At 36.4% G+C, this 15,677-nt stretch carries 15 protein-coding genes; 6 read left to right on the top strand and 9 right to left on the bottom strand.

What is annotated here, in order from left to right:
• Nucleotides 1-322 precede the first annotated feature (322 nt).
• The 3 genes from Q4493_RS05500 (at nt 323) to Q4493_RS05490 (ending at nt 3,684) form a co-directional block, all read left to right on the top strand.
• A complete protein-coding gene (locus tag Q4493_RS05500) occupies nt 323-1,663 on the top strand; it encodes a sigma-54 dependent transcriptional regulator (protein ID WP_303450042.1) in 1,341 nt (446 codons plus the stop codon).
• Nucleotides 1,656-2,927: a PAS domain-containing sensor histidine kinase gene (locus tag Q4493_RS05495; protein ID WP_303450040.1), complete on the top strand. Its 1,272-nt coding sequence runs from the start codon at nt 1,656-1,658 to the stop codon at nt 2,925-2,927. Before Q4493_RS05500 ends, Q4493_RS05495 begins: the two co-directional genes overlap by 8 nt.
• A 286-nt stretch (nt 2,928-3,213) precedes the next feature.
• Entirely contained in the window at nt 3,214-3,684 is a 471-nt protein-coding gene (locus tag Q4493_RS05490) for a cytochrome c (RefSeq protein WP_303450037.1), read from the top strand.
• 87 nt (nt 3,685-3,771) lie between these two features.
• On the opposite strand, the gene Q4493_RS05485 is transcribed toward Q4493_RS05490, so the two are convergent.
• The 3 genes from Q4493_RS05485 to Q4493_RS05475 form a co-directional block, all read right to left on the bottom strand.
• Nucleotides 3,772-4,464 (bottom strand): cytochrome b/b6 domain-containing protein, encoded by a 693-nt coding sequence (locus Q4493_RS05485; RefSeq protein WP_303450035.1) that lies wholly within the window; start codon nt 4,462-4,464, stop codon nt 3,772-3,774.
• Between the two features lie 114 nt (nt 4,465-4,578).
• Nucleotides 4,579-5,004 carry a hypothetical protein gene (locus Q4493_RS05480; RefSeq protein WP_303450033.1) on the bottom strand — a complete coding sequence of 142 codons (426 nt, stop codon included), beginning with the start codon at nt 5,002-5,004 and terminating at the stop codon, nt 4,579-4,581.
• A 102-nt stretch (nt 5,005-5,106) separates the two neighbouring features.
• Nucleotides 5,107-6,969: a M61 family metallopeptidase gene (locus Q4493_RS05475; protein ID WP_303450030.1), complete on the bottom strand. Its 1,863-nt coding sequence runs from the start codon at nt 6,967-6,969 to the stop codon at nt 5,107-5,109.
• A gap of 191 nt (nt 6,970-7,160) precedes the next feature.
• Here Q4493_RS05475 and Q4493_RS05470 point away from each other — a divergent pair, with 191 nt between their 5' ends.
• Complete coding sequence (locus Q4493_RS05470) at nt 7,161-7,925, top strand: AraC family transcriptional regulator (protein ID WP_303450028.1); 765 nt, start codon at nt 7,161-7,163, stop codon at nt 7,923-7,925.
• 25 nt (nt 7,926-7,950) lie between these two features.
• Nucleotides 7,951-8,385: a nuclear transport factor 2 family protein gene (locus Q4493_RS05465; protein WP_303450025.1), complete on the top strand. Its 435-nt coding sequence runs from the start codon at nt 7,951-7,953 to the stop codon at nt 8,383-8,385.
• Between the two features lie 20 nt (nt 8,386-8,405).
• Here Q4493_RS05465 and Q4493_RS05460 read toward each other — a convergent pair whose 3' ends face one another.
• From Q4493_RS05460 to Q4493_RS05440, 5 genes are all read right to left on the bottom strand, one after another.
• The gene (locus Q4493_RS05460) at nt 8,406-8,633 is read right to left on the bottom strand and encodes a cysteine-rich CWC family protein (protein WP_303450023.1); all 228 of its coding nucleotides are present in this window, start codon (nt 8,631-8,633) and stop codon (nt 8,406-8,408) included.
• Between the two features lies 1 nt (nt 8,634).
• The gene (locus Q4493_RS05455; protein WP_303450021.1) at nt 8,635-9,636 is read right to left on the bottom strand and encodes a LacI family DNA-binding transcriptional regulator; all 1,002 of its coding nucleotides are present in this window, start codon (nt 9,634-9,636) and stop codon (nt 8,635-8,637) included.
• Between the two features lie 108 nt (nt 9,637-9,744).
• Nucleotides 9,745-11,274 carry an MFS transporter gene (locus tag Q4493_RS05450; protein ID WP_303450019.1) on the bottom strand — a complete coding sequence of 510 codons (1,530 nt, stop codon included), beginning with the start codon at nt 11,272-11,274 and terminating at the stop codon, nt 9,745-9,747.
• A 52-nt stretch (nt 11,275-11,326) separates the two neighbouring features.
• Nucleotides 11,327-12,658, bottom strand: coding sequence for a GH1 family beta-glucosidase (locus tag Q4493_RS05445; protein ID WP_303450017.1), 1,332 nt, complete (start codon nt 12,656-12,658; stop codon nt 11,327-11,329).
• Nucleotides 12,659-12,833: 175 nt separating this feature from the next.
• Nucleotides 12,834-13,055: a hypothetical protein gene (locus tag Q4493_RS05440; RefSeq protein WP_303450015.1), complete on the bottom strand. Its 222-nt coding sequence runs from the start codon at nt 13,053-13,055 to the stop codon at nt 12,834-12,836.
• A 119-nt stretch (nt 13,056-13,174) separates the two neighbouring features.
• Between Q4493_RS05440 and Q4493_RS05435 the strand changes: the two genes are divergently transcribed.
• Nucleotides 13,175-14,422, top strand: a complete 1,248-nt coding sequence (locus Q4493_RS05435) for a sugar MFS transporter (protein ID WP_303450012.1) — start codon at nt 13,175-13,177, stop codon at nt 14,420-14,422.
• Between the two features lie 469 nt (nt 14,423-14,891).
• On the opposite strand, the gene Q4493_RS05430 is transcribed toward Q4493_RS05435, so the two are convergent.
• Nucleotides 14,892-15,677 (bottom strand): TonB-dependent receptor (locus tag Q4493_RS05430; protein ID WP_303450011.1); only part of this gene is annotated, 786 nt, incomplete at its 5' end.

The following is a 15,677-nucleotide window of genomic DNA, read 5'->3' as shown; positions in this document are numbered from 1 at the left end:
CGCTGATATAAATGAATAGTCATATCGTTTAGGGCGCGTTGATCTTACGCGATGATTTTTATTTTGAACAAAATTCAACCTCGAAAGATCAACACGCCCTTATAAACCCTTGTCGTCCATACATGCTTTAAAAATATAACTTATTCACATTATTCAACATCCAGAACAATTCAATGGTAATTCGTTAGGAATATCAATGCTAATTGGTATAATGACAGAGCTTTTGCTTCGTTGTAGCTGGTTTGTTATCGTGAACTTTCAATCGCGTAGTGTTTCATCTTTTAGTTAATAACGTTGGTTTATTTGTAGGTATTAGAGCTTTATGACCCATATTTTAGTTGTAGATAATCGCGCAGATATCCGCATGAGTTTGTCACTTTTGCTTGAATCACATCATTATCAAATTGTTGAAGCCGATAATCCACAAACTGCTCAACTTAAGCTAAAAGAACAAAAAATCTCTTTAATCATTTTAGATATGAATGGCCATTTAGATGCTACCACTGAGCAAGAAAGTTTGCGTTTTTTAGCTTGGCTTAAAAGTAACAATATTTCTATTCCCGTTATTATTATGTCAACTTGGCACAATGTTGAGCTGGTTAAACAAGCAATACAACTTGGTGTAAAAAACATTATTGAAAAACCTTGGCGTAATCAACAGTTATTACACATGGTTGAACAACAGCTTTCTTTAGCTTCCTTACAATTAGAAAACGATAAATTTAAGCAACAATTAAAGCCGAGTACCGCTGAACTATATCAATGGCGTTCAGCTTGTATGCTACAACTTCAAGATGAAATAAAAGCATTAACAAACAGTAAGGCAAATATTTTACTGACCGGAGATAGTGGCTCGGGTAAAAGTGAATTCGCGCGTCAAATCCATCAACAATGCTCAGAAAAACAACATGCATGGGTTGCTGTCGATGTAGCAGCCATCGATCATTCTCTTTTTGATAAAGAAATGTTTGGTGACAACATCAGTACGTTCACTGAAAAGCAGAACCAACATTTAGGCTATCTATCTTTAGCCGATCAAGGAACATTATTTGTTCATGGGATTGAACTTCTCCCGTTGAATCACCAAAAAAAATTCCTTCAAACAATCATAAATAACGAACCTAAAACCTCTAATATCAGTTATAGCCATGATATTAATTGTCGAATAATCAGTAGCACCAATGTCGATTTATCGTCGTTAATGACAAACAATAAATTTCACAAAGATCTTTATAAATGTATCAGTGCCGAAATATTGCATCTGCCGCCGCTTCAAGAAAGGGAACAAGATATTATCCCACTAGCACAGTTTTTTATTGCTAAGTTTAGCCAAAAATATCAACGTGATTATTGTGAATTAACCCAAGGTGCTCAACAAGCGCTTTGCCATTATCATTGGCCTGGAAATATTCGAGAATTAAGCCAGCTTGTCGAAAGGGCTGTGTTATTAAATAACAACCAAGCAATTGATATTGAGGATCTAAGATTAACCGCAAATAATCCTAACGTCGAATTGCCGTTAATGACGTTACGAGAGGCAGAAATTAACTTAATTCAAAAAGCACTTTTGCAAACCGACAACAATATTCCTAAAGCCGCTAAAATATTAGGGTTAACTAAATCTTCAATGTATCGCAGAGTTGAGAAATACGATCTTGCTTAAAATTAATTCATTAGAGAAATTCTTATCGATAAAGTTATTTCTATTAGCCCTACCCAGCTTAATTTTTTTAGGCTTATACCAGTGGCAATTAGGTTTACATTGGCAATGGATTATCGTTTCTAGCTTTGCACTTTTATTGTTTATTATTTGGTTTATTGCCGTGATAAAGTTTCGCGTAATGCGTGCCTTTACCCGCGCAGAATTACATATAGACGCCATTAAACAAGAAAACTACAACCAATTTGCTAAGTCTTCTTTTTCACAAGGTAAAGTAAAAACTTTTCATCAACAACTCAATCAACTTAGCGAATCTTTACAAGAGAAAGAAAGCAATGTTGATCAGCATACTCTTCATATTAATCAATTGATTAAAAACCTTGATTCCCCGGTTTTAATTTTTAATCACAAGCAGCAATTAATCTATGCAAACCATGCGTTTGCAAATTTGTATCAACAATCTTGGCAAATGTATCGCCATGCTTCTCCTGAGCAATTAGCTCTTAGTTTTGATGGCTCAACTTGGCATTCTCGTTTTAGCGATCAAAAGTGGCAAATAAAGCACTGTCAAACGAATGAAAATGAACATGGCTATCAATTATTAATGTTTATTGATATTTCTTTGGCAGTTCAAACAGGGCAATTACATGCTTGGCAGAAAATTATCCATATATTAAGCAATGAAGTGAGAAATTCCTTAACTCCTGTTTCATCTCTCTCGGAAACTCTCGCCAGTAAAAGCCTTATCGAAAATGATAAAAAGGCTTTAGAAATTATCACTGAACGCAGTCATCATCTACAAACTTATGTTGACCGTTATTCTATGCTTTTTCCTATTAACGAGATATTGAGACAAGACGTTTCCCTTCAAGCATTATCTGATTCTTTAAGTCATGCTTGCCAAAACCTAACTATTTTGTTCGACTTTTCCATCCAGACCATTTATGTTGACCTTTCATTGTTTGAACAAGTTTTTCTAAATTTACTTAATAATTCACAAGAAGCTGAAGCCAGAAATGTTCAAGTAAATTTTTCAGAACACGAACAACATTTAATTATTGAAGTGATAGATGATGGACATGGATTTGATAACCTAGACAATTTATTTATTCCTTTGTATTCCACAAAATTAAATGGTCAAGGTGTCGGATTAAGCTTTTGTAAAAATGTAATTGAACAACACCAAGGTGTTATTGAAATTCACAATAATGAAGAAAAAGGTGCTACCATTATGATAATTCTTCCCCTGCATTTAGCGGTGAATTAATCGTGTATTTAACTAAGTTCGAAAATGGGAATTTTCGGTTCGAAATCGGACAAAAATAAGAGAAATCGCCTTAACAACCTGTTTAATATACAATAATTATTTAATTCAACAATGCCGTAATGGTGTTTTTTTGAACAACAAACGTGGAGAAAGGTAACAGAATTTAAATTTTTAACATAAAAAACAACCCGCTTTACAGCAATAAAAAAGGTTAAAAACCAATAAAAAAATTGGCTATATGTTCAATAAAATCATTATCAACCAAGATTATACTTAAGGAATAAATATGAATTTAATCACAAAATCTACCTTCGTTTGTACTTTACTGTTAACCGCAACTTTAGCTACTGCTGAGACGGCAAAATCAGAAAAGCATGCCAAACAAGCAACAGAATTGCGCCAATCAGTGTTTTCATTAATAAGAAGTAATATGGGACCATTGGGCGGTATGGCAAAAGGGAAAGTTGCCTTTGATATTGAAGCAATTGAAAAGCATGCCTTACGCATTAATCAACTTTCTTATATGATCGCCGATTATACTCGCACAGACACTTCAAAGTTTTCTGTCAAAACAGAAGCCTTAGATAAAGTGTGGCAAGAAAAAGATTTATTTGCTGAAAAAATTGCAGACTTGAACAAATCTTCTGCGCATTTAATGGCAGTAGCAAAAACAGGCAATGAAGGCGAAATTAAAAAAGCTATTGGTGGCGTTGGAAAGACTTGTGGCGGGTGCCACGATGTCTTTAAAAAAGATTAATTATATTGTTAGCGCTGAGGCGTGTTACTTTCGCCTCAGCTTAACTCAATTTACCACACCCAATCACCAAACCATTCAACACATATATCAATAATAGTATTCTTCAATCACTGGTGCATTGATAACGACTAACCAGTAAACAAAACAGACAACTGCAATAGCAACAATTAGGGCTATAAATAATTTTGAATGTTTAATTGCATGTTTAGCATCATCATTGTTTAATGATTTTTTGCCCGTAAACATTGGTTTAATCAAGTTTTGTTTTTTGACGATTAAGTAATATAAAACCGCTAAAATATGAATTGCAGATAATGTCGCAATAATATTAAAGCCATTGCTATGAACCGTTTTTAGTATTTTTTCAAGTTCGCTGGTTAATACACTATTGTATGGGCCTGCTGAAAAAATATCATCACTGATAAATAACCCGCTTGTCGCTTGAACTAGTACGGCAAATAATATAAAAATCACCATTAAACTACCTAATGGATTATGGCCGATATAGTTTTTAACTTTACCAATTCTCAATTGTTGAATGTAACTTTTTATTTGCTTAGGCCGAGGGATAAAATTAATAAATTTAGCATGGGTAGTACCAACAAACCCCCAAAGTATTCTAAAAATAGTCAAACCTAAGGCGGTATATCCAAGTTTGATATGAACCTCAATCAAACCATTATCTTGATCTGATGTGTACCAAAGAGCGAGCAGCACGCCGACAAAACACCAGTGAAAAATTCTGACGGGTAAATCCCAAATAAGTTGTTGTTTAGCCATAATTACCATCTCAAAAAGTTACATATAAACTCTATGCTTTAATGAAGGGATTTTATAGTTGTTTTCGGTAAATGGTTAATTTTTCGCGTTATGACTAAAAATCTTTAGCAAGTTTTAAGAGCTAAACAAATTTTTGCACCACGACAATAAACCGGTTGATGGTTCAAGGGTATTATCATAGCTCTGTTCTAGTACTTTTAATCTTAATGAATAAGTGCCACCATGATCCCAAGGCCACCATAATGCCACAAGAGCGGGTGTTGAGTCTTGAGCAGGCACGGCAAGAATTTTTTGGTTTTTGCTCAATTTAGCTAAATCACCCAATTGCTTTTTCAATGCTTTAGGCATTTTTTTAACCGTTTTACTATGCCATTCATCAGTTAAGCTAACTTTTAGTTTTTCAAAGACAACGTCAGATTTGTTTTGGGCAAACTCACTCAACATAACCGCCATTTTATCTTCATATTTCCAAGGAATATTATCCCCAAGCGAGTGCCTAAGTTCGGCAGTTATACTTTCTATTTGATTTGACGAGTACAAAATTGAACCCTTGATTGTTCATTAAAGTGATCGATTGAGTAACAAGCGATTCGCTGTTACCCAATCATATACTATAAATTTATTTATCAAAACTACTGACTATTAAAGCGATAAAGATTCAGCATCTGAATCATTTTCTGCTTTATCTTTTCCCAGCCAATCAATTAAAAAATTGCTATGTTCTTCTAACAATAATTCATCATCTAATTTAGAGATTTTTAAACTTGGATCGCTGATAAAACCAATTTGTTTTTTAACCGTTTCACCACGTTGTATATATTCAATCGTCGTCACATCACCTGGAGAAAACTGTGCTAAGGCTTTGTCCCATAGATCATTATTGCGAATAGTTCTTCGGCCAAGCTTAACAATTTGATCGCCTCGTTCTACTCCAGCACGATATAACGGGCTACCCACTAAAATCGTGTTGCTCACCATTGCATCTTCGCCACGGAAGTTAAAACTTACTTTACCAAGAAATGCACTTTCATCATCTTTTTGCTCTAACTTTAAACCTGCAGGAGCTAACAAGGCGGCATAATCTGGTTTTGTTTGACCATAAATATGCTCAGCAAAAAACTTATCGGTAAAGCGTTGATCACCAGTAATTTTTAACAAAGTATTACGCGCATCTTCACGTGAATATGGCGTTTCTGTTTTGCCAAAATCAAGCCATAATTGGCGCATATAATCGTCTAAAGACTTGCCAGGAAAGTGTTTTCTTAACGATAGATCTAATGCCAGACCCATGACTTCACCATAATAATAATAACTGAAAAAGATATTATGATAATTCGTTCTATCTTTTGATACACCTGCATCGGTGAAGGTAGCAAATTGACTCGCTCCTTCAGGAGTTGAATATAATCGACCACGCGCGTTATAGGCTTTATTAATATTGCTTGCCACTTTATCTAGGTATTTTTCTTCATCCCACTCTTGGCTTCTTTTCAAAATTAAACTGCCATAATAGTTAGTAAAACCTTCCGCTAACCATAAGCTCGGTGTCATATTTGCTCCACTATAGTTAAATGGCTCTAACTCTTGTGGGCGTATACGTTCAACGTTCCAAGCATGAAAAAACTCATGTGATAAGGTGCCTAATTGGCTAAATTCAGCTTCGTCTAATGAAGCGGTATTAGTGATTATTGTAGAATTGCGATGCTCCATACCATCACCGCTAACATGAGGAAGATAACAAGCAATGAAGGTATATTCTCCATAATCAAAGATCGGCAACTCACCAAACACTTTGATTTGCTCAGCAACAACCGCCTTCGCTTTTTCAGTGTATTTATCTAAGTCTTCTGCAGTTCCATTATGGTGTACTGCTAAATTGATGGTTTGATTTTTCCCAGCAGAATTTACTTGCCAACTACGTACTTGATGATCACTCAATTCCGTTGGGCTATCTAAAAAGTATTGTAGGTTTGGCGCTGAGAATTGATAAGTTCCCCCTGCTTGTGGTAACTGAGTCGCTACTTTCCAGCGAGGATCGAAGGGACGAAATTCTATTTTAATCGCTCTTTCTTCGTGATTGGTTGCCCATACAAAACTGGCAGGCATATTTAAATGAGCATGTGTACGGTCAATTTGATTGTAAGTACCATCTCCTCTATCACCAAATAAGGTGTAATTTATCGTTACTTCACCATCATGGCCGGCAATATGCCATTGATATGGGTTAGGTCGGGTAATTTCTAGTGGTTGGCCAACACTATTTACGGCACGAACGTTATAAACATTTTTAATAAACTCATGCATCGCATAACGACCCGGCGATGAACGACTCATTTGTACTTCTAGCACTTGATTTTCAATACCGGTAAATGTGGCTGAAACCTCTGCTTCATGATGCACAGCGTTATCAAACGATACTTGATAAATAGTTTCTCCATCGGCGAATGCCAAATAACTGGCTAATGCTAATGACCATGTTAAACAGCGGGTAATTTGCTTCCTCATTTTCAATCCTATGAGTTAAATTATTAAGAGTTTGCTAAAGTGTAAATTCTATTGTCTATTGAATACAATTATTTTTTAAACTTTATTATCTGAAGATCAGCTCGATTTAATCGACAAAACTTGAAATATTGCCTTTTATGATAAAAACTTAATGTCAGAATAAATAATGTTTAATAAAGATTGTAGATAAAATGACAAATGATGCCACCTTAGAAGCTGTACCGCCAATTTCGGTGTTACATCGTGAAATACCAGCATTAGCAGGTATCAATAAATATCAACATCACCAAGCACAATGTATATATGTTCATAGCGGGGTGCTCGCTATTATTACTGAACAAGGTCGATATTTCATTCCCCCTAAACAAGCAATTGTTATTCCTGCTGAGCTTTCGCATGAGTTACTCGCTAAAACTGCCGTTAAACTTAGTATATTTCATTTTAATACAGAAGAAGCTAAAGAGTTATCAACAACCACACAAGTCCTCGTGGTTGATTCTTTATTATCGGCATTAATCACCGAAAGTTTGAAAATATCAAATGAATATCTATGGCAATCTACTGATGGACGATTATTGCGACTTGTTCGTGATAAATTAGCTCAAGCAAGTAAATTAGATACGTTTTTACCTTACCCAAAAGATAATCGGTTGACCAATATAACCGAACGCTTGCTTAAACATCCATCCCTGAAAAGCGACTTAAACTTTTGGGGGAAATTCGTTAATGCTTCACCTCGTACTTTAAGCCGTATTTTCAAAAAAGAAACCAATATCACATATAGTGAATGGCGCCAACGCTTGAATATTCAAATTGCTATTAAACACTTATCACTTGATGATAGCATCAATAGCATAGCTGAGCTTTTAGGATATGAATCAAGCTCTGCATTTATTTATATGTTTAGAAAGCAAATGGGTGTTTCTCCTAGCCAATTCTTAAAAAACCAATATTAAACAATAAGTTAAGAAAAGAAGATATATGCAAACATTTACAAGAATATCGATAATTTTATTTCTGTTTTTTAGTGCTAACAGTCTCGCTGACACCCACTATGCTGGAGATAAGAGCCAAGCGGCTGCCGTAGAAAAAGCAGTAAACTATTACCTTGAAGGAAGTTTACTAGGCGACCCTAAGGTAGTGGCAAAAGCATTTCACCCTGATGCAAAAGTACAAGGTATTCTTAAAGGAGAGCATAAAGTTTTTGACTTAAAAACATTTCTTGGCTTTTTTAGTACTGACAAACCAGGAAAGCATTCTGTTCATATTATTTCCGTTGATATTGAAGAAAGCGCCGCCAGTGTTCGTGCCGAATGGGATATGGGCACGTGGAAATACGTAGATTACCTTTCTTTGCTTAAAAATAAAGGTGAATGGAAAATTGTAAATAAAATATTTACTGTTGTGCAAAAATAACGAAAGGCTAATATTAACCGTTAAGTAACTTCTTTGATATTAGCTTTAGAAAGATCAATAGTCAGATTATATTTTTCGATACAAGCTTGGCAAATACATGATTTATTTACGTATTTGTCACTCACTTGGGCAATTAACTCTGCTGGTACTTTTTCTTTTGTACACCAGCAAGGCTCAGCTTTGTTAACACCACACTTGTTTGCTGTTTGGCATAACGGACAAATTGAACTATCAACTAAGTCAGCCATACTAAGTGAATTCAGCTACCGAATCGCGCATGATCAAGCTAGGTTCAAATAATTGCTGTATATTATGCTGTTCTTGCTGATAAACGTCTTTCAGTACTAATTTAGCGGCCATCGAGCCCATTTTATTCACAGGGTTATCCACTGTGGTTAGTTTAGGATATAAATGCGGAGCAAAGACGACATTATCAAAACCAATCACGGATAAGTCTTCTGGCATGTGTAAATTGTGCTCGCGCGCGTAAGTCATCGCACCTGAAGCCATTTCATCATTGGCACACACTAACGCTGAAAACTCAGCTTTTTCTTGTAAGAAATACCGTAAACCTGCAATACCGCCTTGCTCTTTAAATTCAGCTTCAAAAATTAACTTTTCGTTTAAAGCAATATTATTTTCAGACAAAGCCCGTTTATGACCTTGTAATCGAGCAATAGCGTCCGCTTTATACTGCGGACCGGCAAGATAAGCAATGTTACGATGGCCTTTTTCAATCAATGATTGAGTCGCAATATAACCACCTAATTCATTGTCTAAGCTAATACAGTTATCTGGCAGTCCTTCAACATGGCGACTAATAAGATAAATTGGTGTTTTGCCTTTGCTCAACTCTACTAAATATTCATCAGAAACCGCCTCGACATGCAAAATAATTGCGTCGCAATTTCGGCTGATCAAAAACTCAATACCGTCTTTTTCTTTATCTTCTTCACTGTGGCCGGTAGTAATAATCACGTGCTTTCCTGCTGCGCGTAATTCAGTTTCCACACCACTCATCATTTGTCCAAAAAAGGGACCATGAATTTCAGATACTAACAAGCCGATACAATTACTACGATTAGACGCTAAGGACTGAGCAATTGAATTAGGACGATAATCTAACTCTTTCATCGCAGAAAGCACACGATTACGCGTTTTTTCGCTGACTCGAGCATTACCATTCATCACTCGAGAAACTGTCGCAAGTGATACTTTGGCTAATTCAGAAACTTCATAAATAGTTGCCATATTTTCCCTATCGGAACATTGCCCTTGTCAGTACTTAAATAAAAGAGTCACAATATATAGTGTTAATTGCGAACAGTAAAAATTAAATACCCAATTTTACACAAATTATTAAGCCGTAGCTGCTCTTCTTTGAACAAGTTCATCACTGACTTGTTGGTTCAATTGCGTAGTTAACGGATAAAACAACATTAAGGCCGCGCCAGCAAAGGCAAAAGCAGCGGGGATCCAACTCATTAATAATTGCATACCTGGTAATGAAGCTTCTATGGTGGTTGGATCCATCCCGTTATACCCATATCCTGCAAGTACTACAAGCACTAATGCGCCAGCGAAGCCACCACCGGTTTTTTGTACGAACGTGCCTGCTGAATACACTAAACCAGTAGCGCGTCGTCCATTTTTCCATTCAGAATAATCCGCCGAATCACCAAGCATAGTAAAAAACAATGTTGGCATCATTGCCGCAAAAAACTCTGCCGCGCAGCCAAGTGTAAAGATGAAAACAACATCACCCTGTGGCGCCCAATATAATGCTCCCGTTAATAATCCACTGAGTACTAATGCAACAATAAATAACTTAATTTTTCCTAACCAGTTTGCCAAATAACTTGTACACAATGCACCGGCAATTGAGACAATTAATAACGCGACAAAGTATTTACCCGCCATTAATTCATCGGCAACATGATATTTAAAATAGTAGGCGATCACGCCATATTTAATGCCATTAAACATCATGGTTAAAAATCCCATTCCTAGCAAGATCAACCAAGGTTTATTGGTAAGTAAATCCACCATATCACGCTGTGTACCTGTCATATTTTCTGTTGATTGACTGGTTAAACGTTTGATGACGATATACATACCTGTCATGACAACAAAGAAAAATATTCCGCTATACAGCTCACGATAATAAAAGAACAAAGTCATGGCTAATAATGGCATGACGATAAAGGGTAGATTTTTCGATAAGTCGAGTAATTCTGTTTTTAAACAAGATGTTGTATCTATTGTAGGTGTAATACGTTCTTTCGTTGAAGCAAAAGTTATCACCATTAAACCAATCAATAATCCGGCAAATAAATACATAGTGTATTGATAACCAACGGCATCATCACCCTTACCAAAGTAAGCAACCAAGTCAGGTAAAAAGCCCATCACTAACAATCCACCAGCAAAAGCACCAGCAAACCTAAACCCTGACAAACTAGTTCGTTCAGTATCACTAGGTGTCATCACGCCCATCAATGCTGAATAGGGAACATTATTGATGGTATAGGCGAGGGTTAAACCAATATAAGTGACGTAGGCATATATTAATTTACCGTTTTCAGAAAGGTCGGGCGTAGTAAAACATAACACCATAAACAAACCTAAAAAGGGTGCTGACCAGAGAATCCACGGGCGAAATTTTCCCCATTTAGTATCAGTTCTATCGGCGATCATGCCCATAATGATGTCAGTAACACCATCAGACAGTCGTACGACTAAAAACAGCATAGCAGCGGCGGCGGCAGTTAAACCGAAAGTGTCGGTATAAAACACCGCTAAATATGCTAATGCACCTCGCCATACTAAGTTTGCTGCCGCGTCACCTGTTGCGTAACCAACTTTTTCAACCACCGAAAGCTTATGCATTGTTTATCCTTTTTTATAATTATTTAATTTAGAATTTCATCTTACTTTACAATCAACTACGCTCACTTAATAATTTTTTATAAGCTAAGCCACTGGCTTTTACTGTACGTACTTGTGTTTGATAATCAACATAAACGATACCAAAACGTTTTAAATAACCTTCAGCCCACTCAAAGTTATCCATCAAACTCCAAGCGAAATATCCTTGTACATTAACACCTTGGCTAATCGCATCATTCACCGCATTTAAATGTTGGTTGTAATAGTTGATACGACGTACATCATTTACCACACCAGACTCAATTTCGTCATCAATAGATGCACCATTTTCAGTGATGTAGACTGGCGGTAAATTATATCGAGTATTTAAATCGACTAATAAGTCAGTAAAAGCCTGCGGATAAATTTCCCAACCAATATCGGTGCGTTCAACACCTTCAACAATAATCTCTTCAAACATTTCTGTTGGATGAGCTTGATATCTTGCACGGGTGTAGAAGTTAATGCCTAAAAAGTCCATCGGTTGAGAAATAATTTCCATATCATTTTCATGAATGTCTGGGCGATTTTCTTCAGGTAATTCATTGATTAATTCTGGATATTCACCATCAAAAATAGGCTTTGAATACCAGTAATTAAAATATTCGTTCGCTTTTTTAGTTGCTTCTTGATCAGCAACAGAGTCAGACATAGCGTAACCGGGGGTAAAATTGAGCACAATCCCATTTAAAGTGTTTGGACTAAATTCTTTCAATACTTGCATGGCTAAACCATGCGCTAATAATAAATGATGCGCCGCTTTTTTGCCGTATTCTTTGCCAACCAAACCAGGCGCATGTATACCAGCTTCATAACCTAAATAAGCACTACAGAAAGGTTCATTAAGCGTCGCATATGCATGCACTCTATCACCAAACGCTTTAACAACATGCTTAGTATATTCTTGAAATTTATAGGCTGTTTCACGATTTAACCAACCGCCATCGTCTTCAAGGTATTGTGGTAAATCCCAATGATATAAAGTGACAAAAGGTTTAATTCCTTTTGCATTTAATTCATCAAGCAAATCAATATAAAATTTCATACCTTGTTGATTAACTGTACCGTCTTGTTTTATTACACGTGGCCATGAAATAGATAAGCGATAAGCGTCAACGCCAAATGAGCTGATCAGCTCAACATCGTCTTGCCAACGATTAAAATGATCACAAGCTACATCACCATTTGAACCGTCTTCTATTTTTCCTGCTGTCGCACAAAAAGTGTCCCAAATACAAGGTAACCGGTGTTCAACTCCACCTTCAATTTGAAATGACGCTGTTGCCACTCCGTATAAAAATGATGATGAAAGCATCGGTGAATTTTTTGGTAGAGAAAAAGCCATATTATCTCAAGTTTCCTTTTCAGCAATTAAACAAGGTTTTTACGTGTTTTGTATAAACATACGTATGTATTTTGTTGCACTTTTATTTTAACGTGGTATAAATGAAAGCGCTTACATTTTACAATATTAGATGGAATTAAATAAAAGATCAACAGCTAATTAATAATGAGATAGTCTATGTTCTAATCTCATTAAGTGTAAGGAGCTTTTGATTTTTCGAGATTGTTTTTGCAGCAGTTTTTTCAGCATTGATCCAAGGCAGTGCCTTTGTCGTGTGGTTGCCCACATAATAAAGCGATAACGCCAAAGCAATGTTCAACAAACGCTGTCCGATGGATTTGGGTAAAAGCGCTTTATTCTGTGTTGAGTAGTATTTGTTTAGAATTCTAGGTTGCATACTACTCGCCGTGATTAATACGCTTTTATTACGAACAAAACTTAACCGCGAAAGATCAACTGCACCTATTAACAAATAATAATTAAACCAACAAAAAGTTATATTAATTAGGAGAAATTATGGCGGCTGGTATCGCTGGGGTAGCGCAAGAAAACAACAATCATAGTGAAGGTGGTAACTATACGTTTGCCTTAACTTCACTCACTTCTTTATTTTTCATGTGGGGTTTTATCACCTGCCTGAATGATATTTTAATTCCTCATTTAAAAGGCATATTCGATCTATCATACAGCCAAGCAATGTTAGTTCAGTTTTGCTTTTTTGGTGCTTATTTCATTGTTTCATTACCTGCTGGTACATTAATCAAAAGAATCGGTTACCAAAAAGGTATAGTGTTAGGTTTAATTATTGCCGCAGCGGGATGTATGACCTTCTACCCTGCCGCTTCAATGCAAAGTTATCCGGTATTTTTATTTGCTTTATTTATTCTTGCTAGTGGCATCACCATTTTACAAGTTTCAGCAAACCCTTATGTGAGTATTCTTGGCAAGCCAGAAACCGCTTCATCGCGCTTATCATTAACTCAAGCATTTAATTCATTAGGTACGACAATCGCGCCATTCTTTGGTGCTTTGTTAATTCTTAATGAAGCCACTGAAGTAATGACAGCAGCGCAAGAAGCTGAATCAGTTCAAATGCCTTATTTGTTTTTAGCCGGCATGTTACTTGTTTTAGCGGCTATCTTTGCTTATTTAAAATTACCAACAATTAAAGAACATACCCCAGAGGTAGCTGATATCACTGGTAGTGCATGGCAATACAACCATTTAGTTTTAGGTGCTATCGGTATCTTTGTTTATGTAGGCGCTGAGGTTGCTATTGGAAGTTTACTCGTAAACCTCTTTGCCGAACCTAGTATTGCAGCCATGGAAGAATCTGTTGCGGCTAAATACATCGCCTATTATTGGGGGGGCGCTATGGTAGGTCGTTTTATTGGCGCAGCCGTTATGCAAAAAATTTCTGCCGGTAAAGTGCTTGCTTTTAATGCCGCGGCGGCCATTGTTTTATTATTAATTACTATCTTATCTTCTGGCGCAATTGTTATGTGGGCGGTATTAGCAATTGGATTATTTAATTCCATCATGTTTCCAACTATATTCACCCTCGCGATAAATGGTCTTAAACAACACACTAGCCAAGGCTCTGGCATTTTATGTTTAGCAATTGTTGGTGGTGCCATTATTCCTTATATTCAAGGATTACTCGCTGATTCTATCGGCCTACAATTGTCTTTTGCTCTACCAATACTTTGCTATTTATTTATTATGCATTACGGATTGAAAGGGTGTAAATTTAAACAAAAATAATCATTGCCACTAATAAAATTTAAGGCACAGTTATATTAATAACCGTGCCTTTTTTATCTCGCTAATTCACAAACTTCGTTGACGATTTGTTATTGGCAAAATGACATTGAATACGCTGCTTTCAAATCAAATACAGCCCTACCACTAAGGTTTTAGTTAAAGCTCTACAACGCATATCAACACTCTTAAATAATGTATCCATACTTGTTATGAACCCCGCTCATTTACTTAATCAAAAGATAATAAAACATAAAATACCTCAGCCCAAAATCTATAAGTAGTAGCTTGGCAATTGAGGTTTTACAAGGTAGGAACTCGTTGGTAATTGAAGGATTAGATCTATGGTACGTTGAGTCTTTAATTTTATTATTACAAGCCAAGTAATAACAGACATCAAAGAGTTAGTACGATAAAAAAAACGCCGCAATAAATGCGGCGTTTTAGCAACAAAGTAACTATCTAAGGGGGATTAGAAAGTTACACGAGCACCCACTGTCCAACGAGCTTCATAGATGTTTTGGAAAGCTTTTTGCTTCTCAAATTCAATGTAAGTTTGTTGAATTTCTTCCGTAATGTTCGAACCGTTAATATAGAAACTAACTGTTTCGTTGAAGTCATACGTTGCATTAATATCAAGTTGAGAGTAATCATCTTGGTATAACGCTTGATTACCTGTCGCACCATTACCTGCAGTCATTAAACGAGGACTACGAGAGTTCCAAGCTACACGAGCTGAGAAGGTATCGTTTTCATACCAAACAACCGCGTTGTAAGTGTCTTTTGACATACCACCAAATGGTAAATCTTTACCATTAATATCTTTAGCTTCTTGAGAGCTATCAGCATACGTATAGTTTAAGTCCATACCTACATTAGCTAATACGCTGTCTTCACCTAAGAAGTCACTAAAAGCAACTTTACCGCCAACTTCGTAACCAGATACATCACCACCAACACCTTGAATGTTCGCAGTAAATGGATGTGGACCACGACGAACACCATCTGAATCAGGCTCATCAATAAATACGGTTGAAGACTCTGTAAAGCTTGCAATGTCGATACCGTAAGTTGAGATGAAGAACATTGATGCATCACCCGCATACCACTCAGCAGAAAGTGAGTAGTTCTCTGAGCGCCATGGATCTAACTCAGGGTTACCGTTTAACGTACCGTTTTGTACACGCATACAGTTACAGTCATTATTAAATACTGACCCAACTACTTTACCTGCGCCCCACTGATCTAAGTTCAACGC

Origin of the sequence: Colwellia sp. 1_MG-2023, from assembly GCF_030546755.1 — a bacterium.
In the GTDB taxonomy this organism is placed as follows: domain Bacteria; phylum Pseudomonadota; class Gammaproteobacteria; order Enterobacterales; family Alteromonadaceae; genus Thalassotalea_H.
This window is presented reverse-complemented; position numbering and strand designations above follow the sequence as displayed.

Bases quoted from the DNA above. Each gene is read 5' to 3' on its own strand.
- Q4493_RS05500 (WP_303450042.1), top strand. From the start codon at position 323: ATGACCCATATTTTAGTTGTAGATAATCGCGCAGATATCCGCATGAGT.
- Q4493_RS05490 (WP_303450037.1), top strand. From the start codon at position 3,214: ATGAATTTAATCACAAAATCTACCTTCGTTTGTACTTTACTGTTAACC.
- Q4493_RS05485 (WP_303450035.1), bottom strand. From the start codon at position 4,464: ATGGCTAAACAACAACTTATTTGGGATTTACCCGTCAGAATTTTTCAC.
- Q4493_RS05475 (WP_303450030.1), bottom strand. From the start codon at position 6,969: ATGAGGAAGCAAATTACCCGCTGTTTAACATGGTCATTAGCATTAGCC.
- Q4493_RS05470 (WP_303450028.1), top strand. From the start codon at position 7,161: ATGACAAATGATGCCACCTTAGAAGCTGTACCGCCAATTTCGGTGTTA.
- Q4493_RS05465 (WP_303450025.1), top strand. From the start codon at position 7,951: ATGCAAACATTTACAAGAATATCGATAATTTTATTTCTGTTTTTTAGT.
- Q4493_RS05460 (WP_303450023.1), bottom strand. From the start codon at position 8,633: ATGGCTGACTTAGTTGATAGTTCAATTTGTCCGTTATGCCAAACAGCA.
- Q4493_RS05455 (WP_303450021.1), bottom strand. From the start codon at position 9,636: ATGGCAACTATTTATGAAGTTTCTGAATTAGCCAAAGTATCACTTGCG.
- Q4493_RS05450 (WP_303450019.1), bottom strand. From the start codon at position 11,274: ATGCATAAGCTTTCGGTGGTTGAAAAAGTTGGTTACGCAACAGGTGAC.
- Q4493_RS05445 (WP_303450017.1), bottom strand. From the start codon at position 12,658: ATGGCTTTTTCTCTACCAAAAAATTCACCGATGCTTTCATCATCATTT.
- Q4493_RS05440 (WP_303450015.1), bottom strand. From the start codon at position 13,055: ATGCAACCTAGAATTCTAAACAAATACTACTCAACACAGAATAAAGCG.
- Q4493_RS05435 (WP_303450012.1), top strand. From the start codon at position 13,175: ATGGCGGCTGGTATCGCTGGGGTAGCGCAAGAAAACAACAATCATAGT.